Below are 22,887 nucleotides of genomic sequence, written 5' to 3' on the forward strand. Positions count from 1 at the left end.
TGCCGGCCGTGCTCGCCTACCTCAAGGCGTGATCCTCCCGTCCGTGAGGACGCTCAACGTCGTCCGTACGTCGTCCTCGTCGTTGAAGTAGTGGAAACCGAACCGCACGCGGTCGCCGAGCGCGGTCGCCCGCACACCCCGTTCGCGCAGCCGCGCGGAGAGGCGGTCGGCATGATCGGTGTGCAGCACGACGATCTGGGAGAGCGGGCCGTTCACCACCCGCCGGAAGCCGGCCCCTCGCGCCTCCTCGGTGAGCTGCCGGGCGAGATCGAGGCAGTGCCGCTCGACGCGGCCGGCGTCCAGCGAGCGGAACAGGCGAAGGGCCGCGCAGGCGCCGATCCACGAGAACCAGGCGGGGGAGGTGTCGCACCGGCCGGCATCGTCCGCCAACCGCATGGGGCCGCCGAAGTAGCCGTGTGGAGGGCTGGTGGACTTCCAGCTCGGCGCGAGCGGCGTCAGGTCGCCGAGCCGGTCCGGCCTGGTGACGAGCCAGGCCGCGCCACGCGGGCACAACAACCACTTGTAGCCGTGTACGGCGAGGTAGTCGGGGCGCACGGCCGCCGGGTCGTAGCGCAGCGCGCCCAGCGACTGCGTGAGGTTGACGAACAGCCGCGCGCCCACGCGGTCGGTCGCCTCCCGCAGGGCGGGCAGGTCGAGCCGCTGTCCCTCCCTGCTGGTCACCTCGCTGACGGCGAGCAGGACGGTGTCGTCGTCCAGCGCGGCGATCAGGTCCTCGACGCGGGTCTCCCCGTCGCGCGCCGGGACCGCGACCACGTCGTGCCGGGCCAGCCACGGGAACAGGTTGCTGCGGAACTCCTCGGCCGCCACCACGATCCGGCCGGGCGGCAGGGACGCGGCGATCGTGGCGGCGGCCTCGGAGAGCGAGCCGAGGGCCGACACCGTGGCGGGTTCGGCCCCGATCAGCCGGGCGAACAGGGCGCGGGCCCGGGCCGCCGCCGCGTCCCAGGCGGGCCAGTCGAGCTCGCCGGTGGACCAGTCGGACACGGCCTGGTGCATGGCCTCGGTCACCGGGTCCGCACCGGGAGGAACGCCCGGCGTGTCCAGCCATACCGTTGAGCGCAGCGCGGGGAAGAGCCTTCGGAAGTCCTCCGGGCTCATCGGCGGGGCAGGGCGGCCACGCCCTCGATCTCGACGGTCAGCGCCGGATCGGCCAGGGCCGTGACCACCGCGAGCGAATGAGCGGGCCAGTCGCCGTCCGGGTACCACTTCGCGAACGTCTCCGCCCGCGCCGCCCGGCAGCCCGCGACATGTTCGACGCCCGCGACCAGGGTGAACAGCTTCACCAGGTGCTGCGGCCCCGCGCCGAGCGAGTCGAGCAGCAGCTCGATGTTGGCGAAGATCTGCCGCGTCTGGGTCTCCGCGTCCGGGCCCGCGAGGGTGCCGTCCGGCAGCGCGCCGACCTGGCCGGAGATCATCACCAGCTCATGGTCTGCCGGCACAGAGGCGAGGTGACTGTACTGGCCGATCGGCGGGGCCAGCGTGGGGGGATTCCAGCGGCGGATCATCGGGTCTCTCCTCGGAGGGCCGGTTTCTGGGGCGTCACAACGCTAGGCGGGGGCGACCGGCCGGATCACGCGTCCACCTGCGGAATTTCAGATAGTCGAAAATCGGGCCGCCCCCTTCGGCGCGACCGCGCCCCGCTGACGTGGCCGGGGCCCGGCGCACCATGATGGAGACCGCGGGCGTACTCGCCCGGCGGGACCTGACAGGGAGGCGGACATGAGCGAGCCGGAGGCCGGCGGGAAGACCATGCTGCTCACGCTGGAACGCGGCCTGCACGTGCTGGAGGCCGTGGCCGCCGCGGACGGCACCGCCACCGCGAAGGTGCTCAGCCGTCAGCTCGGCATCAAGCTCGGCACCTGCTACCACCTCCTGCGCACGCTGCTGGCCGGCGGCTATGTGGTGCGCCTTTCCGGCGGCCGGTACGACGTCGGCCACCGGGCGGCGTCGCTGAACCGGCACCTCCAGCGCCGGGCGGGACCGGCGCCCGAGCTGGCGGTGATCCTGGCCCGGCTGCACGACAGGACGCACGAGACGTCCTACATCTCCGGCTGGCAGCACGGAACGCTGACGTTGCAGCACTACATCTCCGGGCCGCACGTGATGAGCGTCGGTGAGCTCGACGTCGGCTACACCGGGCACATGCACGCGCGCGCCTCCTGCAAGGCGGTGCTCGCCTTCCTGCCGGAGGATCAGGTGGCGGCGATGTTCAAGGGAGTGGAGCTCAAGGCGGTCACCCCGCGCACGATCGTCGACCACGACCACCTCACCGTCGAGCTGGCCCGGGTGCGCAGGCAGGGCTACGCGGTGGACCGTGAGGAGTTCAGCGAGGGTGTGTGCTGCGTGTCGGCGCCCTTCTTCGACGAGACGGGTTCGCCGACGGGCGCGTTCACGGTGTCCGTCCCGACGACCCGGTTCCAGGAGAGGCAGGCCACGATGACCATGGGGGTCCGGGAGGCGGCGGCGACGGCGACCGGCCTCCTGCGCGGGCGGGCCGTGGCCCACGCGGTGCCGGATGGGAGGGTGTGCCCCTGCATCGCCCGATAAGGACACCGCCCCGGACGCGCCGCACGGAAACGGCTACCGCCCGCTAGCTGCGATGACGCCGGTTGATCGGTTAGCCTCGGCATCGGGAACGGGCGCGCGCCGCCACGACCGGGGCCGGGGACCGCAACGCAGTGAGGTGCTCATGAGCCAACTGGACAACGCCCCGCCGGAGAGCGGGTCACTGGCCGAACTCGCCAGGCGACACGGGCTGCGCCCCGCCATCGCGCGCCCGAGACTGCCCGTCTACACGCGCCAGCTGTGGGAGCGGCGGCACTTCATCCTGACGTACGCGACCTCGCGCAACGTCTCCAAATACTCGGGATCCGCGCTGGGCCAGCTCTGGCAGATCCTCACCCCGCTGCTGAACGCGGCCATCTACTACGTGATGTTCGGCCTCATCCTCGGCGGCAGCAAGAACATCGACAACTACCCGGCGTTCCTGCTGACCGGGATGTTCGTGTTCACGTACACGCAGCGGACCGTCACCGCGGGCGCCAAGTCGATCTCCGGCAACCTGTCGCTGATCCGAGCCCTGCACTTCCCCCGGGCGTCGCTGCCGCTGGCGTACACGATCCAGGAGTTGCAGCAGCTCACCATCTCCATGGGGGTGCTGCTGCTGATCGTGACGGTGACGGGGGAGTTCCCCACGTGGTTCTGGCTGATGGTGCCGATCGTGCTGGCGCTGCAGACGTCGTTCAACATCGGGGCCGGGCTGGTGCTGGCCAGGCTGGGGTCCACGGTGCGGGACCTCAGCCAGTTGCTGCCGTTCATCATGCGGACGTGGCTGTACGCGTCCGGGGTGTTCTTCGCCATCCATGACAAGGTCGTCAACAGCGCCCGCCTGCCGGAATGGGTGGCGACGGTGATGTACCTGAACCCGGCGGCCTCCTACATCGAGTGGATGCGCGACATCCTGATCGGGAGCCACGTCCCGCCGCGGACGGTGTGGCTGTCGTGCGTGTTCTGGGCGGTGTTCTCGCTGATCTTCGGGTTCTGGTACTTCTGGCGGGCCGAGGACCGCTACGGGCGGGGCTGAGCAGGAACGGCGGCGTCACTGGCTTCCACCACCGCCGCACCCACCGCCACCGCCCCCGCCGTCGGACCCGCCGCTTCCACCGTCGGAGCCGCCGCCTCCACCATCGGACCCGCCGCCTCCACCGTCGGAGCCGCCCCAGCCTCCGCCGCCGTCATGGCCGTGGGACCCGCCGCCGCCGTCGAACAGGCCGCCGAAGTCGAAGAACCTGCCCTCGTACGAGGGGTCGCCGTAGGAGTAGGCGGGGCCGCCGTACGACCCGCAATGGCCGGGCGCGCAGCACGCCGCCCGCACCCCGCGGTGGCTCCTGGCCCGCGTGTCGCGGGCCAGCGAGTCGGCCAGCCGCCGGTCCGGCAGCTCGGTGAGGCCCCGCAGCGCCACCACCCCGGCGTCGTCCGAGACCTTCCAGGACCCGTCCGCCAGGTCGTCGACCTCGGCCTGCCGCAGAGCGGCCCGCCCGGCCCTGGTCACCGGGTTCGCCATGGAGCGCCGCAGCAGGAACAAGCAGAGCACGCCGACGACGGCGGCCGCCCCGGCGATCACGGTCGTGGCCGGCGGGGCGCGCCGGAGCAGGCTCACCACGGCCACGACCGCCGCCAGCCCGGCGAAGACGGCCAGCCAGCTCGTACGCCGCCGCGACCGCGTCCGGACGGCCGGCGACATCAGGAACCCCTGCCGCCACAACGGCGTCGCCAGCCGCCGCATCGCGTGATCGCGGACCGTCTGGTGCCGCAGCTCGGCCGTCGTGTGCGGCCCCCCGCCCGAACGCACGTGCCGGTAGAGCGCCCGCTCGACCGGCACCGACTTGGTCACGCGGAACCCCTTCACCGGCGTGACCAGCCCCTCGCTCGACACCCGCACCCCGCCCTGCGAGACCAGCGACACCAGCGCCGCGTTGATGACCCGCCGAGGCCCGCCCGCGAGGAACGCCGCCTCGTAGACGCTCAGCCGGTGAAGCCCGCGCGCCGCGACGGAACGGGCGCGGAACAACGCGAATTGCGTCCGGATCGCGGTGAGGACGACCAGCGCGAGCAGCACGATGGCAGCCGTGTGTAAGACCCCGTCCATACAGCCTCCCCAGAGGCGGCCCCTTTGCATGAAGGACTCTTCCGGAGGCACGAGGGTTCCCGGAAACACTTAGAGGTTTCTCGAACCATGCGAGCGGGATGAACGGACGGGGCAGGTGGGTTGCACGAGGCAATGAACGCCCGCATTCCCGCTGAGGAGATCGCATGAGCGCACCCACCGACGACCGCCCCGTACGGCAGCTCCGGCTGGTGGTGGAGGCCGAGGACTACGAGGCCGCGCTGGCCTTCTACCGTGATGTGCTGGGCCTTCCCGAACAGGCCGCGTTCTCCGGCGGGGACGGCGCGCGGGTGGCGATCCTGGACGCCGGCAGGGCCACGCTGGAGATCGCGAACCCGGCGCAGAAGAAGATGATCGACGAGGTCGAGGTGGGACGGCAGGTGGCGCCGAAGCTCCGGGTGGCGTTCGAGGTGGACGACGCGCGGGGCACCACCGAGCGGCTGGTGGCGGCGGGTGCGACGGAGGTGGCGCCCCCCACGGTCACGCCTTGGGAGTCGCTGAACGCCCGGCTGGACGCGCCCGCGGGCCTGCACATCACGGTCTTCGAGGAGCTGCGCGACCTGGAGGAGCGCCAGACGCTCGACGGCTTCGGCACCGACGCCTGAGTGCGTCAGCGGGGCGCCCGCACCGGCCGTGGCGGCTCCAGCTCCGCCTGGCCGGGCGGGACGCCCCGCGCCCGCACCCCGTTCATCCGGGTGACGCTTCCCATCCCCTACACCTTAGACGCCCGGAGATCACCACGATTCGGGTGAATACCGCCCTTGACCTGGGCAGGCCCTTGACTCGGGCCCTGACCGGGCATGCGATTTCGGTATAGGACGGAAATCGACGGCCCGGCGGCTACGACGAACGCCGGCGCCGCCACCGCGCGTCGGCCAGCGACCAGGCGGACTCCCACTCGCGGTAACGTCCCCGGTCGAGCAGCAGCCGGAAGCCCGCGAACCCCAGCCCCGCGACCACCGCCGCCACCAGCACCAGCAGCAGCGTCGTCGCCACGGCCGTGACCCGCAGGTCGCCGGGGCTCGGCGGCGCGCTGACCCGCCGGCCGCCGGGATCGACCCAGATCCGCACCTCCGTGCCCGCCTTGGCCAGGGGCGGCGCCATCACCCGGCCGGTCCTTGCCAGCCCGGACGGCGTCGTCCAGTGCGCCGGGGCCGGCTCGCTCCGGGGTGCCTCCCCGAACGACAGGCGCGTCACCGGCGCGTCCGCCAGCAAGGTCGCCACCACCTCCCGGCGCCCGTCGCCGAGCGCCGGCAGCGCGTGCTCGTACGACTGCCGCCCCGCCGCCGCCGCGGGCCACACGCTGAGCAGGACGAGGACCACCGTCACGAGCAGCACGGCGCTCTCCAGGCGGTCGGAGCGCCGCCGCAGCGGGTTGCCGTCCGGCCGGTGCCGCCGCACCCACCGCATCACCGACTCGGTCACGTGCATCATCATGCACCAGACCACCGGGTGCTCACCGGGCGGTCGGGCGAGCGCGGACGTGCATGCGCTCCCCCTGAGGGCCGAACAGGGCGAGGATCTCGGTCGGCTCCGGGCCGGGGTTGGCGGACGCGTGCGGCGTCCGCGTGTCGAACTCCGCCACCTCCCCCTCCGTCAGGATCACGTCGTGCTCCCCGAGGAGCAGCCGCAGCCGCCCCGACAGCACGTACATCCACTCGTAGCCCTCGTGGACCTTCTGGTCCGACGGCCCCGGCTCGTAGCCCGGCCAGTGCGGCGGGAAGATCTGCTTGTACGCCTGCACCCCGCCGGGCCGGCGGCTCAGCGGGATGAACGTCGTGCCGTGCCGTTTGAAGGGGCGCAGATGTACGCGCGGGTCACCGGTCACCGGCGCGTCGATCAGCTCGTCGAGCTGCACCTGGTACGCCCGGGCCAGCAGCAGGAGCAGCTCCAGGGTCGGTTTGCGCTGACCCGACTCCAGGCGGGACAGGGTGCTGACGGAGATGCCGGTGCTCGCGGACAGCTGCGCCAGCGTCTCGCCACGCTCCTGGCGCACCGACCGCAGCCGCGGCCCCACGGACTGGAGTACGTCGTCGAGGTCGTCCATGCGACCCACTTTGCCATTTCGGCAATGAAATTTGTCAAATCGGCCGCCGGGCGCGGACAGTGTCGGACATCGGAATCACCGTGAGAAGAGGCGAGATGGACGCGAAGTACGACGTCGTGGTGGTCGGGGGCGGGGCCGCGGGACTGAGCGGGGCGCTCACGCTGGGCCGGGCGCGGCGCAGGGTGCTGGTGGTCGACGCCGGCCGGCCGCGCAACGCGCCCGCCGAGGGCGTGCACACGTACCTGGGGCGCGAGGGACTCTCGCCGCTCGAACTGCTGGCCGCGGGCCGGGAGGAGGTGATCGGGTACGGCGGGGAGATCGTGACCGGCACCGTCACCACCGCCGAGCGGCTCGACGGCGGGGGCTTCCGCGTCGTGCTGGCGGACGGGGCCACGGTCGAGGCGGACCGGCTGCTGGTCACCACCGGCCTGACCGACGAGCTGCCGGACGTGCCGGGCCTGGCCGAGCGGTGGGGCAAGGACGTGCTGCACTGCCCGTACTGCCACGGCTGGGAGGTGCGTGACCAGGCGATCGCGATCCTGGGCACGGGGCCGCTCTCCGTTCACCAGGCGCTGCTGTGGCGGCAGTGGAGCGCGGACGTGACCTTCTTCCCGCACACCGCGCCCGACCTAAGCCACGACCAGCGGCGTCAGCTCGCCGCCAGGGGCGTCACCGTGGTCGAGGGCAAGGTGGCGGGCCTGGAGGTGACGGACGGCAGGCTGTCCGGAGTGCGGCTCGCCGACGGGCGCGTGGTCGCCTGCCAGGCTCTGGCGACCGCCGGCCTTCTCACCGCCCAGGCAGGGCTGCTCGCGGCGCTGGGGCTGGAGACGGAGGAGATGGAGATGTCCGGGCACGTGATCGGCACCCGCGTGCCCGCCGACCCGATGGGCGCCACCAGCGTGCCCGGGGTGTGGGTGGCGGGGAACGTGACCACCCTGAACGAGCAGGTCATCGGCGCCGCGGCGGCGGGGGTGCGGGCGGCGGCGGCGATCAACGCCGACCTGGTCGCCGAGGAGACCCGCCGCGCCGTCGCCGCCATGGATGTCGCCCCGGAGGAGTACTGGGACTCCCGTTACTCCGAGAAGACCCGGATCTGGAGCGGGAACCCCAATGTGACGCTCGTCCGCGAGGTGTCGGACCTCGAGCCCGGCACGGCGCTGGACCTGGGGTCCGGCGAGGGAGGCGACGCGATCTGGCTCGCGGGCAGGGGGTGGCGGGTCACCGCGGCCGACGTCTCCGGCGTGGCGCTCGAACGCGCCGCCGGGCACGCCAAGGAGGCGGGCGTCGCCGACCGCATCGACTGGCAGCGCCACGACCTGGGCGTGTCCTTCCCCGAAGGCGTCTTCGACCTCGTCTCCGCCTGCTTCCTGCACTCGTTCGTGGACCTGCCGCGCGAGGAGATCCTGCGCGCCGCCGCGTCGGCGGTCGCCCCCGGCGGGGTGCTGCTGGTCGTCGGGCACGTGGGATGGCCGTCCTGGGAGCACAACCCGCCCGTCGAGGTGCACTTCCCGACGGCGCAGGAGGTCCTGGACGCTCTCGGGCTGCCGGAGGGGGAGTGGGAGGTGCAGGTCCGCGAGGAGTACGAGCGCGCCCAGGACGAGCCGGACGGCCGGCACGGCGCCCGCACGGACAGCGTGCTCAAGGTTCGCCGGCTGCCCTAGCGGGGCGTCTGGCTGCGGTAGGAGTGGCCGAGCTCGGGGCCGAGGCCGAAGTAGTGGCGGAAGTTGTAGATGAGCGGGCTCCACGTGCCCGGGTCCACGTGCTGGGTGCCGGGCACCACGATGCGCGGGTCCGCGTGCACCCTGCTCACGACGGCCTCCGCGATGACGAACGACCCCGAGACGTCGTGGCCCACCCGCTCCGCCCGTGCCTCGAACTGGAGGGGGCACTCGGCCACGCGCGGCGGCCGCACGGTCTCGGAGGGCTCGGGCCGCAGCCCGGCCGCGGCGAACTTGCCGGGCTCGTACCGGCAGCCCGCGTGCTTGGTCGCCGGTACGGGGTGCCGCCCGGTGAGGGGCGCCAGCCGTTCGACCGCCTGCCACTGGTGGGGAGCGGGCAGGTTGACGACCACCTCCGGGCGGCTCATGAGGTTGCGGGCGGTCTGCCCCTCGGCGCCCAGCCCCAGCACGATCACCTGGCCCAGCGCCCAGGCCGAGGACATCGGGGCGAGGTTGAACGTCCCGTCCGGGTTCTCGGTGGAGAGCAGGACGACCGGGGTCCCGAAGTACAGGATGCTCGGCTCGATGGTCACAGTGTTCATGCGGGCGAGCCTAGGAACGGGACGTTCAACGCCGGGCCGAAACGTCGTAGCGAATCTACAATGTAAAGGCGCCCGGCTCGGCGCGGTACGCCGTCCCCTTCCCGGCAAGCGGCACCGACGGAGCAGCCGCGGGGATGAACGCCGACTCGCCCGGCCGCAGCGTCAGGCCGGCCAGGCGGGCCTCCCCGTCGATGCAGACGACGATCTGGGGCGCGCCTCCGGGCAGCGTGTGGGGGCTGTCGAGGTCGTAGCGCGTGAGGGCGAACTCGGGGGCCGGCGGCCGGTAGCGGTGCTCGCCGGGCGTGTCCTGCTCCGGCCGGACCAGGTGCGGGGCGGACGGCGTGAAGTCGACGACGCGCATGAGCTCGGGCACGTCGATGTGCTTGGTGGTGAGCCCGCAGCGCAGCACGTTGTCGGAGTTGGCCATGATCTCGACGCCGATGCCGCCGAGGTAGGCGTGGGGGATCCCGGCGCCGAGGTAGAGGGCCTGGCCGGGGGCCAGGTTGACGTGGTGGAGCAGGAGCGCGGCGGTGACGCCCGGGTCGCCGGGGCAGGCGCGGGCGAGGTCGCCGTAGACGGCCAGGCCGGGGTCGTCGGACTCGCGCAGGGCGTGCTCGACCTGGGCGCGCAGCGGCTCGTGGGCGTCGTCGAGCATCTGGGCGAACACGGTGCGCAGGTCGCCCGCTCTGAGCAGGTCGCTCCAGGGGGCCAGGTCCGGCACGGCGAGACGGTCGAGGAGGGCGGCGGTGGCGGCGGGGTCGCGGAAGCCGCACAGGCCGTGGAAGGGGGTGATCGCGCAGACCATCTCGGGTTTGTGCGAGGTGTCCTTGTACGTGCGGGCGGGGTCGTCGATGGGGACGCCGCGGGCGTCCTCGTCGGCGAAGCCGGCCCGGGCCTGCTCGGTGGTGGGGTGGACCTGGAGGGAGAGCGGCCGTTCGATGGCCAGGACCTTGAGCAGGTAGGGGAGGGCGGGGCCGAAGCGGGCGGCGGTGGCCTCGCCGAGGGTGCCGGCGGGGTCGTCGGCGATGAGCTCGTTGAGCGGGGTGCCGCCGACGGTGGAGGGGTCGCCGGGGTGGGCGCCCATCCAGAGCTCGGCCTGGGGCCGGCCGGTGGGCTCGGTGCCGAAGAGCTGTGGCAGGGCCGTCACCGAGCCCCAGTCGTAGGGGCGGATGGCGGTGGCCAGGCGCATGGGCGCCGGGTCGGGCTGAGGCACGGCGTTGTCTCCGATCGTCGTGCTTGGAGCGTAGAACGAGACGGCCGGATGTGCGTAGCCGGGGGCCGCGTTGCGGGGCTGCTATACACAGGTATAGTCTGCTTTTCAGATGAACAGCGAGCTATACAGGGGAACGGGATGACGACCGTACCGGATCCGGAGGATCTCACGGCGCGTGCGCGGATCAGGGACGCGGCGATGCGGCACATCGGCGAGCACGGTTTCGAGCGGGCGACGATCCGCGACATCGCGGAGAGCGCCGGCGTGTCCCTGGGCCTGGTGCGCCATCATTTCGGCTCGAAGCAGGCGCTGCGCGAGGCGTGCGACGAGCAGCTGATGAAGACGATCCGCAGGCTGAGCGAGCAGGCCGCGAGCGACCCTTACGGCGCCGGGCTCAACCCGGCCGCCGTCCTGGGCCCGTACCAGCCCTATCTGGCGCGGGCGCTGACGGAGGGGTGGGCGGCGCCGCTGTTCGACGAGATGGTCGACCTCGGCGAGGGGTGGATCATCGAGGCCGACAGGAGCCGTCCCGATCCTCCCGACGTGGACGCCCGGTCCCGTTCGACGATGATCGCGGCGATGGCTCTGTCGGCCACGGTGCTGCGCCAGCACGTCGAGCGCGGCATGGGTGTGGATCTGACCAGCCCGGAGGGGCAGGTCAAGCTGATGCGGGTGATGGTGGACCTCTACTCTCACCCGCTGCTCAGCCTGGAGGAGGCCGCTGAGGCCAGGAAGGCCCTCGATCGGGGCGCGACCGCGTGAATCTGGAGGAGCACCACCATGAGTGACGCCATTGTGGTGAAGGGGCTGGTGAAGTCGTTCGGGACGGCCAGGGCGCTGGACGGGCTCGATCTCGGTGTGCGGGCCGGTGAGGTGCACGGCTTCCTGGGGCCGAACGGCGCGGGGAAGAGCACGACGATCCGGATCCTGCTGGGCTTGGTGCGGGCCGACTCGGGCACCGCCCGGCTGCTGGGCGGTGACCCGTGGTCGGAGGCGGGCGAGCTGCACCGCCGCCTGGCGTACGTGCCGGGCGACGTGACGCTGTGGCCGTACCTGTCGGGCGGCGAGGTGATCGATCTGCTGGGCCGGTTGCGCGGCGGGCTGAACGCGCGGCGCAAGGCGGAGCTGCTGGAGCGGTTCGACCTGGATCCGCGCAAGAAGGCGCGGACGTACTCGAAGGGCAACCGGCAGAAGGTGGCCCTGGTCGCCGCGCTGGCCTCCGAGGGGGAGCTGCTGATCCTGGACGAGCCCACGTCCGGCCTGGACCCGCTGATGGAGGAGGTGTTCCGGGAGTGCGTCAGGGAGGAGCGGGCGCGGCGTACGGTGCTGCTGTCGAGCCACGTCCTGTCCGAGGTCGAGGCGCTGTGCGACCGGGTGACGATCATCCGGGACGGCCGCACGGTCGAGACGGGCACGCTGGCGGAGCTGCGGCACCTGACCCGCACGTCGATCGAGGCCGAGCTGGCGAGCCCGCCGGACGGGCTGGCCGAGCTGCCCGGGGTGCACGATCTGCGGACCGGTGACGGGCGGGTGCGGTTCAACGTGGACGGCGTGGCGCTGGACCCGGCGCTGCGCCGGCTCGCGGAGGCGGGCGTGCGCAGCCTGGTGAGCCGGCCGCCGACGCTGGAGGAGCTGTTCCTGCGCCACTACGAGCGGCACGCGGAGAGCGTGCGCTGACCCCGGACGGGCAGGCCCGCCCGTCCGGGGCGCTTCAGCGGGCGCGCGGGCCGAGCAGGACGGGCATGCTGCGGGTGCTGTTGCCCAGCAGCGTGTCCAGCGGGGCCAGGTCCTCGGGCCGCGCGGCGGGCGCGATCTCCGGGAACGCCTCGAACAGCGCCTTCAGCGCGATCTCGGCCTCGATCCTGGCCAGCGGCGCGCCGAGGCAGAAGTGCGGCCCGTGCCCGAAGGCCAGGTGGGCGCTCGGCGGGTTGGTGATGTCGAAGCGGTCGGCGTTCTCGCCGAACTGGCCGGGGTCGCGCCCCGTGGCGGCGAAGCAGGCCAGCACGGGCTCGCCGGTCCGCAGGTGCACGCCGTCGATCTCGATGTCCTGTACGGCGTATCGCATCGGGAAGTAGGCGATCGGCGAGTCCCAGCGCAGCGTCTCCTCGACCGCCGCGCCGTAGTCGCACTGGCCGGTACGCAGCAGTTCGAGCTGGTCAGGCCGGTTGAGCAGGGCGCCGATGGCGTTGGTGATGAGGTTGACGGTGGTCACGTGCCCGGCGATGAACAGCAGCTCGATGGTGGCGAACAGCTCGTCGGAGGACAGCCGGTCGCCGTCCTTCTCGCGCAGCCTGAACAGGTCGGTGATGAGGTCCTCGCCGGGCGTGTCCCGGCGCTCCTCGATGATCTGGTCGAGCAGTTCGTGCAGGGCCCGGCGTACGTCGGGCGAGTCGTCGAGCGTGTCGGACACCTGGGCCACGGCGTCGGAGAGCTCGTGCAGCGCGTCCTGGTGCTCGGCCGGGATGCCGATCAGCTCGGAGATGACCTCGCGCGGCAGCGGGTAGGCGAACTCCTTGCGCAGGTCCACCGGCTCGTCAGGCGGCAGCTCGGCGAGGGCGTCGACGAGCCTTTCGGTGAGCGCCTCGATCTTGGGGCGCAGCTGCCGGAGCCGGCGCGCGGTGAACGCGCCGGCCACGGGGGTGCGCAGGCGGCGGTGGTCGTCGCCTTCGGCGTTGAGCATCGAGGTGTCGGTGACGATGCGGTCGATGGCGGTGCCGGCCGGGCAGGTGTCGCGGGTGGCCCAGTGGCGGATGTCCCTGGACAGGCTCGGATGCGTCAGAACCGTCAGCAGCGTGGCGTAATGGGTGGCGGCCCAGGCCGGTACACCCTCGGCCGTCACGGGCACGAGCGGGCCGGCCGCACGCAGCCGGTCGTTGTCGGCGTGCAGGCTCGGGGTGGCCGGGTCGAGGACGAACCGGGCATGTGGGCACCCTGGGACGGCGTCCGGGTCGTATCCGTCTGCGGCTTCTTGTTCCCGAGCGTCGAGAGTGTCCTGATCGAGGCGGCTTTCTTGGCTCATGGGTCTTCCCGTCCGTCTGTCGTTGGGTCATCCCGCGCGGCGCGGGCTCAAGGCCAGCGCGGTCACGTCGAAGCCGGGATCCTGGTCGAGATACAGGTCGCGGACCAGCTCCCCGGCGGCGGGCGCGTTGCACAGGCCGTGCCCGGAGAAGCCCGTCGCGTACAGGAAGGCCGGCGGTCCCGGGTGGTGGCCGATGAAGGCGGTCTTGTCGGGGCTGGCGTCGCGCAGGCCGGTGACGGCGGTGTGCAGCGCGAGCCCGGCCAGGCTCGGGTACGTGGCCACGAGGCGTTCGGCGACCTGCCGCCGCCACGCCTCCCGGTCGGGCCCCGGGTAGCCCATGCCGATGAGCAGCCGGTTGCCGCGCAGCCGTACGAGCAGGCCGGTGGCGGCGTGCAGGGTGACCGGGATGTCCGGCGTGTCCGGCGGCAGCGGGTCGGTGGTGAGCAGCTCCTGCTCGATGGGCTCGGTGAGCGGCAGGTCCACGCCGGCCCCGCGGACGAGCGAGGCCGACCAGGCGCCGGCGGCGCAGATGATGGCGTCGGCGCCGACCTCGCCGGCGGCGGTCCGCACGAGCCCGGCCCGCGTGTCGATGGCGGTGACCGGGCAGCCGGTACGCAGCGTCGCGCCCGCCTGCTCGGCCGCCCGCGCGTAGGCGGTGACGATGGCCGTGGTGTCGGAGATGTAGGCCTGCGGCGAGTACGCGGCGGCCACCAGCGGGAAGTCCCCGATGAGCGGGTTGCGCTCCCTGGCCTCCTGCGCGCTGATCAGGTTCACGTCGACGCCGGCGGCGTGCTGGGCGGGCAGGTCGGCCTCGAACGCGGTCACCTGGTCGGCCTCGGTGAACAGCACCAGGTAACCGACCTGCCGCAGCGGCAGGTCGATCCCCGGTCTGGTCGGGAAGGCGTGGTAGGCCGCGAGGCTGCGCACGGCCAGCGCCGAGCTGACCGGGTTGCCGGCGAAGTAGGAGCGGACCACGTCGGCAGTGGCGCGCGAGGCGCCGGAGCCGAGCGTGTCCCGCTCCAGCAGCGTGGTGTCGACGCCGGCCTCGGCCAGGTGGAACGCGATCGACAGGCCGATCACGCCGCCGCCGACGACCACTACCCGCGGACCGCTCATGCGGGCGTCTCCTCGCGGCGCAGGTGCTCGCCCGCCTCCCATGGGAACAGGTGCAGGTTCCAGCCGCCGAGGCAGTTGCAGTAGAGGGCCATGTGGGCCATGACGGAGACGAAGTCCTCGTGGTCGTCGAGCCGGTCGAGCCCGTCCAGCAGGCGCTGGGTGAAGCCCCACAGGGTGTCGAGGCCGCAGTAGCCGAGGAACTCGGCGGGCGTGTGCGCGAGCTGGCGGGTCATCTGGCGCAGCCACGGCATCGGCATGCCGTCGAGGGCGGCGCGGACGAGGCCGCCGTAGCAGCTGTAGCCGAGCGGCCGGGTCTCGCCGTTGACGAACAGCAGCGTGGTCAGGACCGTCTCGTAGCTGCCGGCGCCGGACGGGATGCGGCCCGCGTGCAGGTCGAGCAGCTCGCGGGGCGGGTCCAGCCAGATGCGCTCGGTCTCGGCGTGCACGTCCTTGACCAGCTCGTTGAGCTGCGGGTCGCCGATGGGCAGGCGCGGGAGCTGGTGGCCGCTGGGCTCGCCCTCGCGGCGCACTTCGGCGATGACGGGCCTCTTGGTGGTGTAGACGGAGTGCCAGACGTCGCGGCCGGCCTGGACCAGGGCGTCGAGGTCCTCCGGGACGACCTGGCCGATCGGGGTGGCGGTCATGGGCTCGGTGAGCTCGCCGTACTTGATGCCGAGATGCTGCAACCGCGAGCAGAACAGGGTGCCGTCGGGCACGGTGCGCCGGTCCACCTTGTATTCCGCTGGTGTGTGCAGCAGCGAATGGACCGGTGCGACGTGGTAGAGGTGATATCCGGCGACCAGGGCGTGCCCCTGCAGGCTGCGGTAGGGCAGGGCGTCCCACAGGCACTGGGCCAGGGCGCGGTTGCGCTGGTCGAGTTCGGCGGCCACGGTGATGCCGAGGCTGGGCCAGGTGATTTCCACACGCTTCGATTCGTTCACAGTACGTCACTCTAACGTCACGAATTGTGCCGAAAGAGGCGGGGTCGTGCTATTGACCGGTGCTTGACGTGCTCTTCTGTGGCTTGGGTTTCTGGTGGTTCACAGCGGGGTGCGGGTGAACAGCTGGTTCTGGCCGCCGTTGCAGGGATACTGCTTGAACTGCACGTCGTCGGCCTGCGAGGAGCTGGGCAGGTCGGCGCACTTGCCCGAGTGCCTGGCCACCAGGCGCAGGTAGCCGCCGCCCGCGTCCTGCGGCGTCCACTGCTGGTTGGCGCCGGTGCCGCACGTGTACTGCTGGAGCGCCGCCCCGTCGGCGGTGGAGGCGCCGTTGACGTCCAGGCACTTGCCGGAGTTGCGGGCCACGACCTGCACGTAGCCGCCGCTGATCGACTGGATGCGCCACTGCTGGTTCGTGCCGCCGCCGCAGGCGTACTGGATGACCGCGGCCGCGTTGGCGGGGGAGCCGCCGCGCACGTCGGCGCACTTGCCGGAGTGGCGCACCGCCAGCCGGTCGTAGCCGGTGCCCGTCGTGGCGATCGTGCCGGCGGCCGTGTCGACGGTGAGCTGGCGCGCGTAGGTCAGGCTCATGGACGTGCTGCTCGGGAACTGCACCGGCAGCCACACGTACCGGGAGTCGTTGACGGGCCCGCCCCACGCGCCGGCCCACCGGTCGCCCAGGTACAGGTACGACGTGCCGGACGTGCCCTGCACCGGCAGCACGTAGGCCGGCTGGGAGCCGAACGTCAGCGAGTCGCCGGTGTTCCGCCAGGAGCTCCACGTGCCGGTGATGCTGGTGGCGGTGGCGTACTGGGCCTGGTTGGGCTGCCAGCCGGTCGCGGCCGAGGTCAGCATGAAGTACACGCCGTCGCGCTTGAACATCGCCGGCGCCTCACGGTGGTCGCCGGCCCACATGCGCGCCAGCGCGGCCACGTCGGTGTAGTCGGCGCTGAGCCGGTAGACGTGCAGGTCGTAGTTCTCGTTGGCGGCCGAGATCATGTAGCCGGTGCCGTCGGTGTCGACGAACGTGGTGATGTCGCGCGACATGTGGCCGAGCGGCCGGAAGCTGCGCAGGTAGGTGTAGGCGCCGTCCACCGTGTTCGAGACGGCCACGGCGGCCCGCGCCTCGCCGTAGTCGCGGCCGTTCTCCTTGTGCATCCACATGACGAACCGGCCGGTCGCGGCGTTGTAGACGACCTTGGGCCGCTCGATGTTGGCGACCTGCAGCTCGGCGGAGCTGGACTGGGTGAGCACGTGGTTGCGGAACTCCCAGGTGCGCAGGTCGGCCGAGCGGTAGGCGGAGACGTAGCGGAAGGTGCCGTCGGCGTTGCGGTTCTCCCCGAACCAGTAGTAGTACGAGCCGACCTTGATCACTCCGCCGCCGTGGGCGTGCAGCAGGTTGCCCGAGGTGTCGGTGAACTGCGCGCCGACCGGCACGGTCACGGGCGCGGCCGTCGCCGGGGCGACGGGGGTCAGCGTGAGCGCCAGGCAGAGCCCTGCCAGCAGGGTCAGGAGACGGGACATGGCGTCAGTCGGTGCAGTTCGCGGAGACGGTGACGTCGTAGATGTACCAGACGCTGCCGGGCGCGGCCCACACGAGCGCCGACGTGGTCGTCCAGTTCACGCAGTTGACGCCGGCCGCGAGCACCGCCGCCCGGGCGGCCTGGGCGCCGTTCTGGACGGCGGCGCCGGAGGTGGCGCCGCTGCCCTGGCGGGTCTCCGAGCGCGCCACCGGGTACGACGGTCCGGGAGGCTGCGGGACGCAGGTCCCCGACGCGGTCGCGTTGAAGACGTAGGCCGAGCCGTCGGGCGCGGTGTAGACGTGGGTGGAGGTGACCGACACGCTCGGGCAGACCTCGCCCGCCTGGGCGGCCTGCCGGTTCAGCTCCGCGCGGGCGTTGGCCTCGGCGTTCGCCTGACCGGCCGACCAGCTGGGTCCCCAGCCGGACGAGCTCGCGGTGCGGAACGTGTCCGCGTGCGCCGGAGGGGAGGCCAGGGTGACCGCGGCGGCGAGCGCCAGCGCCGGGAGGAGGTGCCGAGGTGCCATCGGGGGTCCCTTTCGCGTGGGGGTCGCGCCAGGAGCGCCACTCCGGCACCCGTCGGACGGCCGGCGCCGGATAGGCACCGTCACCGTAGATCGGGCCGGAGGCGGGCACCAGCCAGGCGCTCGCCCGGCGGCGTCCGCCCAGCTCAGCGCCTGAAACTTTCAGCGTAGGACAAGCCCGGGCGCTGTCGGCCGGTTACGCCGGTAGCCAGGCCAGGGCGGCGGTGACCAGGGCCTCGACACCCGTGGGCAGCGTGGGGAGGATCTGGGGCGCGAAGAAGGGTGAGTGATTGCTCGGAACGTCCTCGCGCAGCCGGCCCTCCCGCTCGGCGCGGGCGTACAGGCCGGGGTCGGCGCCGCCGAGGCCCCAGAAGACCGACGGCGCGCCCGCCTCGGCGCCGAACAGGCCGAAGTCCTCGCTGCCCATCAGCGGCGCCATGGCCGGCACCCGCTCGGAGCCGAACCGGCCGGCGAACGCCTCGCGCACCCGGGCCGTGGCGTCGCCGTCGTTGACGGTCAGCGGGAAGGCGTTGAGCGTGCGGATCTCCGGCGGGCGGGGCGCGCCGGAGGCGGCCGCCTCGGCGTTGACCACGCGCTCCACGGCCGCCAGCAAGGTGCGGCGCACCTCGGGGGAGAACGAGCGCAGGTTGATCGTGATGGACGCCTCGTCGGGGATGATGTTCTCCTTGTGGCCCGCGTGGATCTGGGCCACCGTCAGCACCGCTCGCTCGAAGGGGGAGACCTCGCGCGAGACGACCGTCTGCAGGCGCATGACGGTCGAGGCGGCCAGGACGACCGGGTCGACGGTCCGCTCCGGCTGCGAGCCGTGCCCGCCCCGGCCGTACAGCCGGATCTCCATGCTGTCGGCGGCGGCCAGGATCTCGCCGGGGCTGATGAGCAGCGTTCCGGCCGGGTTGGGGAAGACGTGCTGGCCGAGCACGACGTCGGGCGTGCCGATCCGGTCGAACAGCCCGTCGTCCAGCATGGCCCGCGCCCCGGCCGCGATCTCCTCCGCCGGCTGGAACAGCGCCACGAGCGTGCCCCGCCACCGGTCCCGGCCGGCCGCCAGCAGCTGCGCCGCGCCGCTCAGGCACGTCACATGCATGTCGTGGCCGCAGGCGTGCATGAGCGGCACCCCGTCGGGCGTGGTGGCGGTGCTCGCGTACGGCAGGCCCGTGGCCTCCAGCACCGGCAGCGCGTCCATGTCGGCCCGTAATGCCACCGTGGGGCCCTCGCCGTTGCGCAGCACGCCCGCCACGCCCGTGCCGCCGAGGCCCGTGACGACCTCGAACCCGGCCGCCCGCAGCCGCCCGGCGGCGATGCCCGCCGTGCGCTTCTCCTCGAAGGCGGGCTCGGGGTGCCGGTGCAGGTCCTGATACAGCTCGGCGAGCTCGCCGAGCGCCGGGCCCGCGAGCCCGGCCATGATCGCGTCGATGGCGTCCTGATCGCTCATGCCGACATCCGTTCCAGTTCGGTGATCTCTTGGACGAGGGTACGGCGGGCCGCGTCGCGCTGCTCGGGGGTGGGGGCTGTCCTGGGGAAGCCGGCCGGCAGCCCGGCCAGGACCGCGGTGTAGAGGGCCGTCCTGCGCGGGGTGCGGGCCGGGCGGGGGAGCCGGAACAGGGCGGCCACCAGGCGGTCGACGGTGGGGGTGTCGAACACCGACTCCCACGCCCGCCGCTCCGCCCCGCCGTCGTGGGCGCCCCGGTCCGGGCGGTGCTCGCGGCGGGCGTCCGCCGTGGCGGGGCCGTCCACGGCCAGGCCGCCGTCCGCCTCCGCCAGCAGCACGCCGTACGCGCGCGCCGCCGCCTCCCGGGAGACCACGCCCCGCTCCACGTCCCGCAGCACCGCCTCCGGATCCCTGGTGTACGGGTCGCCGTAGCCGCCCGCGCCCGAGGTCAGCAGCGTGACGACGTCACCGGGCTCCAGCGGCAGCATGTCGATCTTGACGTGCCTGCGCTCCCGGGGTGTGCCCGGATTGACGATCAGCTCGGTGGCCGCGCCCGGACCGCCGCCGCCCACGCCCCACGGGCGGAAGCACATCCGCTCCAGCCCCCGGGCCAGCAGCTTCGAACCCTCCCCGCGCACCCGGAACGTCAGCTCCAGCCCGCACCCGCCGCGCCAGCGCCCGGCGCCTCCCGAGTCGGTACGCAGCCCGTACCTGAGGATCTCGACCCCGATCTCCGTCTCGACGGTCTCGACCGGGTTGTTGGACAGGTTGGAGATGCCGCTGTCGCGGCCGTCCACCCCGTCGGCGCCGTCGCGGGCCCCCGTACCGCCCACCATCGGCTCCAGGACCTGCACGTTCTGCCCGGCGGCGCGCTGCTCGGCGACGACCACGGGCACCACCAGCCCGCTGGAGGCGGCCGGCAGCACGTGCGGGGCGGCCAGCCCGAGCGCGCCGCCGACGGCGTCGTTGACGCGGTTGGCCGAGGCGTGCCGCACGCCCACGGCGGCCGGGTGCACGGGGTTGACCAGCGAGCCCTCGGGCGTGGTGACGGTGATCGGCGCGATGAGCCCCGCGTTGAGCGCGATGCCGGGGTCGAGGGTGCAGATGAGCGCGAGCACCCTGGTGGTGATCCAGGCGTGCGGCCGGCCCAGGGTCGCGATGTTGAACGCCGCGGCGACCTGCGGATCCGTACCGGTGAAGTCGAGGTGCAGGTCGCCCGCGCGCAGCGTCGCGGTGACCGACAGGCGGACCGGCAGGCTGGAGACGGCGTCGTCGTCGAGGTAGTCCACGAAGCGGTGGGTGCCGTCGCCGAGCGCGGCCAGGGCGGCGCGTGCCTTGCCCGCGGTGTACTCGACCAGGTCGCGCTGCGCGTCGAGCACGGTGGCCAGGCCGTGCTGGGCGACGACCCCGGCCAGCCGCTCCCGGCCGGTGCGCAGCGCCGCGCGCATGGCCCTGATGTCGCCGAGGTTCGCCTCGGGGGTGCGGCTGTTGGCCGAGATCAGCGCCTCCACGTCGCGGCTCGGCTCCCCGGCGCGCACCAGCTTGACCGGCGGGATCTGCAGGCCCTCCTGGAAGATCTCGTCGTTGACCGGCGACAGGCTGCTCGGCACCCGGCCGCCGATGTCGGAGCAGTGGATGAACGCCCAGCCGTAGCCGACCAGCTCGCCCTCGTGGAAATACGGCTCGATGAGCTGGATGTCCGTCAGGTGGGTGGCCAGGCCGCCGGAGCGGTACGGGTCGTTGGTGATGATCACATCGCCGGGCTGCAGCGGGCCGGCGGCCTGGACGGCGGTGAGCACGTTCAGGCCGACGAAGCCGGAGACTCCGATGCCGCGCGGGTAGGCGACGAAGCCGCCGTCCAGGCCCGCGAAGGCGCAGCAGAAGTCGGCGGTCTCCTTGACGTACAGGGAGCGGCTGGTGCGCTGCAGGGTGAGGCACATCTCCTCGGTCATGGCGCTGAGCCGGTTGCCGACGATCTCCATGGTGACGGGGTCGAGCCGCACGTTCAGGCCTTCCGACGGGGGTTGTGGGCGCCGTCCGCCCGGCGCAGGTGCAGGTTGCCGGCCTCGTCCACGTCCGCCGACCAGCCGGGCGGCACGACGACGGTGGTGTCGTCCTGCTCGACGATCGCCGGGCCGTCGAACGCGTCCCCCACGCCGAGGGACTCGCGCAGGTGGACGTGGGCGTCGTGCCAGGTGCCGGCCAGCAGGACCCGCCTACGGGCCGTGGGGCGGGGCGCGCCCGTGCCCGGGGGGACGGCGGCGGGCGGCAGCTCGGCCGCCGGACCGACCACGCCGAGCCTGGCGGTGCCGAGCTCGATGGTCGCGCTCTGGTCGCGGAAGCCGTACAGGCGCTCGTGCTCGGCGTGGAACGCCTCGGAGACCGCCTCGACGTCCAGGCGGTCCGGGTCGAGGGCGACGCGGAGCTCGTACGCCTGGCCGGAGTAGCGCAGGTCGGCCGCGAACGACAGCCGCCCCCGCAGCCGGGCCTCGCCGTCCTGCTCGGCCAGCCACTCCCGGGCCTGGGCGGACAGCTCGGCGAGCACGCCCGCCAGGCGGGTGGCGCTCGCGGCGTCCAGGGGGCGGCGCAGGCTGCGGGCGAAGTCGCGGCGCAGGTCGGCGCCCGCCGCGCCCAGGGCGCAGAACGTGGCGGCGGTCGGCGGGACCACGATGTGCGCGATCCCGACCTCCTCGGCGAGCATGGCCGCGTGCGTCGGGCCCGCGCCGCCGAACGGCACGAGCGCGAACCGCCGAGGGTCGAGCCCGCGCTGCGCCATGATCTTCTGCAGCTCGGTCGCCATCCCCGCCGTCGCCACCCGCATCGCCGACGCCGCCACCCGGTACGCGGCCAGGTCGTCACCGGCGCGCTCGCCTCCGGAGGCGAGGTGGGCGGCGATGCCCGACAGGGCCTTGAGCGAGGCGCCGGCGTCGAGGGGCATCCGGCCGCCGAGGAACGTGCGCGGGTCGATCAGCCCGGTCGCCAGGTAGCAGTCCGTCACCGTCGGCCGGTCGCCGCCCCGGCCGTACGCCGCCGGCCCGGGGTCGGCGCCCGCGCTGCCCGGCCCGACCTTGAGCACACCCGGCCCGTCCACCCAGATGACCGACCCGCCCCCGGCCCCGATCGCGTGCACGGCCACGACCGGCACGATCAGGGGCAGCCCGCCCACCGTGGTGTGGGTGGCCAGCTCGGGCGACCCGTCCACGGACACGGCGATGTCGCTGCTGGTACCGCCCATGTCGAACGTGACGATGGCCCCCGCCCCCAGCCGGGCGGCCGCGGCCACCCCGGCGGCCGGCCCGGACAGCACGGTCTCGACGGGCCGTTCCGCGGCCGAGCGCAGGCTCATCGAGCCGCCGTTGGACGCGCTGATGAAGATCGGCGCCGACACCCCGAGCCCGCGCACCCGGCTCTCCAGGCGGGCGAAGTAGTCGCGCATGAGCGGCTGGATGTAGGCGTTCATGCAGGCCACCAGGGCACGCTCGTACTCGCGTACCTCCGGCCACACGGTCGCCGAGGCCGTCACCGGCAACGCGGGCAGCCGCTCGCGCAGGCCCGCAGCGACGCCCTCCTCGAAGGCCGGGTCGGTGTAACCGTGCAGGATCACGACCGCCGCCGCGTCGGCCCTGGTGGCCCGCAGCCGCGCGGCGACGCGGTCCAGCTCGGCGGCGTCCGGCTCGGCCACGGGTTCGCCACGCGGGCCCAGCCGGGCGGAGATCTCGACGATGAGGTTGCGGGGGACGAGGGGCTCCTCCTTGCCCGCGTACAGGTCGAAGGAGGACGGCATGCGGCTGCGGCCGATCTCCAGGATGTCGCGGTAGCCCTCGGTCACGACCAGGGCGATGCGCGCGCCGCGCCGCTGGATGACGGCGTTCAGGCCGATCGTGGTGCCGTGGACGAGGCCCGCGACCTCCTCCGGCCGCAGGTCCGCGCGGGCGAGGAGGGCCGCCAGCCCGTCCGCGACCGCCAGGGACGGGTCGGCGGGCGTGCTCGGCTCCTTGTGGTGCACCACGAGACCCCGGTCCGGCACGGAGGCCACGAGGTCGGTGAACGTTCCCCCGACGTCGATGCCGATCCGCGCGCCGGTCGCGCTCGCCGTATCCGTGCTTGTCACAG

General features: G+C 73.2%; 21 protein-coding genes. 6 read left to right on the plus strand and 15 right to left on the minus strand.

Annotation, left to right across the window (positions count from 1 at the left end; genetic code table 11):
- Positions 1–21: 21 nt before the first annotated feature.
- Together AB0J87_RS62870 and AB0J87_RS62875 are read right to left on the minus strand one after the other, a co-directional pair.
- A complete protein-coding gene (locus AB0J87_RS62870; RefSeq protein ID WP_363985394.1) occupies positions 22–1,029 on the minus strand; it encodes an aminotransferase class V-fold PLP-dependent enzyme in 1,008 nt (335 codons plus the stop codon).
- 86 nt (positions 1,030–1,115) lie between these two features.
- Positions 1,116–1,526, minus strand: a complete 411-nt coding sequence (locus tag AB0J87_RS62875) for a RidA family protein (protein ID WP_363985396.1) — start codon at positions 1,524–1,526, stop codon at positions 1,116–1,118.
- A 214-nt stretch (positions 1,527–1,740) separates the two neighbouring features.
- Between AB0J87_RS62875 and AB0J87_RS62880 the strand changes: the two genes are divergently transcribed.
- Complete coding sequence (locus AB0J87_RS62880; protein WP_363985398.1) at positions 1,741–2,568, plus strand: IclR family transcriptional regulator; 828 nt, start codon at positions 1,741–1,743, stop codon at positions 2,566–2,568.
- Between the two features lie 142 nt (positions 2,569–2,710).
- Positions 2,711–3,604, plus strand: a complete 894-nt coding sequence (locus AB0J87_RS62885; protein ID WP_350743055.1) for an ABC transporter permease — start codon at positions 2,711–2,713, stop codon at positions 3,602–3,604.
- A gap of 15 nt (positions 3,605–3,619) precedes the next feature.
- Here the strand turns inward: AB0J87_RS62885 and AB0J87_RS62890 are convergent, their stop codons facing one another.
- Complete coding sequence (locus AB0J87_RS62890; protein ID WP_363985401.1) at positions 3,620–4,669, minus strand: TIGR04222 domain-containing membrane protein; 1,050 nt, start codon at positions 4,667–4,669, stop codon at positions 3,620–3,622.
- A 164-nt stretch (positions 4,670–4,833) separates the two neighbouring features.
- On the opposite strand from AB0J87_RS62890, the gene AB0J87_RS62895 reads away from it, so the two are divergent.
- A complete protein-coding gene (locus tag AB0J87_RS62895; RefSeq protein ID WP_363985403.1) occupies positions 4,834–5,292 on the plus strand; it encodes a VOC family protein in 459 nt (152 codons plus the stop codon).
- Positions 5,293–5,527: 235 nt separating this feature from the next.
- Here the strand turns inward: AB0J87_RS62895 and AB0J87_RS62900 are convergent, their stop codons facing one another.
- Positions 5,528–6,112, minus strand: coding sequence for a hypothetical protein (locus tag AB0J87_RS62900; RefSeq protein ID WP_363985405.1), 585 nt, complete (start codon positions 6,110–6,112; stop codon positions 5,528–5,530).
- 31 nt (positions 6,113–6,143) lie between these two features.
- Positions 6,144–6,734 (minus strand): helix-turn-helix transcriptional regulator, encoded by a 591-nt coding sequence (locus tag AB0J87_RS62905; RefSeq protein ID WP_363985407.1) that lies wholly within the window; start codon positions 6,732–6,734, stop codon positions 6,144–6,146.
- A gap of 95 nt (positions 6,735–6,829) precedes the next feature.
- Between AB0J87_RS62905 and AB0J87_RS62910 the strand changes: the two genes are divergently transcribed.
- Complete coding sequence (locus tag AB0J87_RS62910; RefSeq protein ID WP_363985408.1) at positions 6,830–8,395, plus strand: FAD-dependent oxidoreductase; 1,566 nt, start codon at positions 6,830–6,832, stop codon at positions 8,393–8,395.
- Here the strand turns inward: AB0J87_RS62910 and AB0J87_RS62915 are convergent.
- Both AB0J87_RS62915 and manA read right to left on the minus strand, forming a co-directional pair.
- Positions 8,392–8,994: a flavin reductase family protein gene (locus AB0J87_RS62915; RefSeq protein ID WP_363985410.1), complete on the minus strand. Its 603-nt coding sequence runs from the start codon at positions 8,992–8,994 to the stop codon at positions 8,392–8,394. The genes AB0J87_RS62910 and AB0J87_RS62915 overlap by 4 nt on opposite strands.
- A gap of 55 nt (positions 8,995–9,049) precedes the next feature.
- Positions 9,050–10,207 carry a mannose-6-phosphate isomerase, class I gene (manA, locus tag AB0J87_RS62920; RefSeq protein WP_363985412.1) on the minus strand — a complete coding sequence of 386 codons (1,158 nt, stop codon included), beginning with the start codon at positions 10,205–10,207 and terminating at the stop codon, positions 9,050–9,052.
- 138 nt (positions 10,208–10,345) lie between these two features.
- Here manA and AB0J87_RS62925 point away from each other — a divergent pair, with 138 nt between their 5' ends.
- Both AB0J87_RS62925 and AB0J87_RS62930 read left to right on the plus strand, forming a co-directional pair.
- Positions 10,346–10,969, plus strand: coding sequence for a helix-turn-helix domain-containing protein (locus AB0J87_RS62925; RefSeq protein ID WP_363985414.1), 624 nt, complete (start codon positions 10,346–10,348; stop codon positions 10,967–10,969).
- A gap of 18 nt (positions 10,970–10,987) precedes the next feature.
- Complete coding sequence (locus tag AB0J87_RS62930) at positions 10,988–11,884, plus strand: ABC transporter ATP-binding protein (protein ID WP_363985416.1); 897 nt, start codon at positions 10,988–10,990, stop codon at positions 11,882–11,884.
- Positions 11,885–11,918: 34 nt separating this feature from the next.
- Here the strand turns inward: AB0J87_RS62930 and AB0J87_RS62935 are convergent, their stop codons facing one another.
- From AB0J87_RS62935 to AB0J87_RS62970, 8 genes are all read right to left on the minus strand, one after another.
- Positions 11,919–13,226 carry a cytochrome P450 gene (locus AB0J87_RS62935; protein ID WP_363985418.1) on the minus strand — a complete coding sequence of 436 codons (1,308 nt, stop codon included), beginning with the start codon at positions 13,224–13,226 and terminating at the stop codon, positions 11,919–11,921.
- 27 nt (positions 13,227–13,253) lie between these two features.
- Complete coding sequence (locus AB0J87_RS62940; RefSeq protein ID WP_363985420.1) at positions 13,254–14,342, minus strand: FAD-dependent oxidoreductase; 1,089 nt, start codon at positions 14,340–14,342, stop codon at positions 13,254–13,256.
- Positions 14,339–15,283 (minus strand): hypothetical protein, encoded by a 945-nt coding sequence (locus AB0J87_RS62945; RefSeq protein ID WP_350742956.1) that lies wholly within the window; start codon positions 15,281–15,283, stop codon positions 14,339–14,341. The genes AB0J87_RS62940 and AB0J87_RS62945 overlap by 4 nt, the downstream gene beginning before the upstream one ends.
- A gap of 99 nt (positions 15,284–15,382) precedes the next feature.
- Complete coding sequence (locus tag AB0J87_RS62950) at positions 15,383–16,804, minus strand: RICIN domain-containing protein (RefSeq protein WP_363985423.1); 1,422 nt, start codon at positions 16,802–16,804, stop codon at positions 15,383–15,385.
- Between the two features lie 4 nt (positions 16,805–16,808).
- Positions 16,809–17,327 (minus strand): hypothetical protein, encoded by a 519-nt coding sequence (locus AB0J87_RS62955; RefSeq protein WP_363985425.1) that lies wholly within the window; start codon positions 17,325–17,327, stop codon positions 16,809–16,811.
- Between the two features lie 193 nt (positions 17,328–17,520).
- Positions 17,521–18,777 carry an amidohydrolase gene (locus tag AB0J87_RS62960; protein WP_363985427.1) on the minus strand — a complete coding sequence of 419 codons (1,257 nt, stop codon included), beginning with the start codon at positions 18,775–18,777 and terminating at the stop codon, positions 17,521–17,523.
- Positions 18,774–20,777: a hydantoinase B/oxoprolinase family protein gene (locus AB0J87_RS62965; protein WP_363985429.1), complete on the minus strand. Its 2,004-nt coding sequence runs from the start codon at positions 20,775–20,777 to the stop codon at positions 18,774–18,776. Before AB0J87_RS62965 ends, AB0J87_RS62960 begins: the two co-directional genes overlap by 4 nt.
- A 2-nt stretch (positions 20,778–20,779) precedes the next feature.
- Positions 20,780–22,885, minus strand: a complete 2,106-nt coding sequence (locus AB0J87_RS62970) for a hydantoinase/oxoprolinase family protein (protein ID WP_363985431.1) — start codon at positions 22,883–22,885, stop codon at positions 20,780–20,782.
- Positions 22,886–22,887: the final 2 nt, after the last annotated feature.

The organism is Nonomuraea sp. NPDC049625, from assembly GCF_040675285.1.
Taxonomy (GTDB): Bacteria; Actinomycetota; Actinomycetes; order Streptosporangiales; family Streptosporangiaceae; genus Nonomuraea; species Nonomuraea angiospora_A.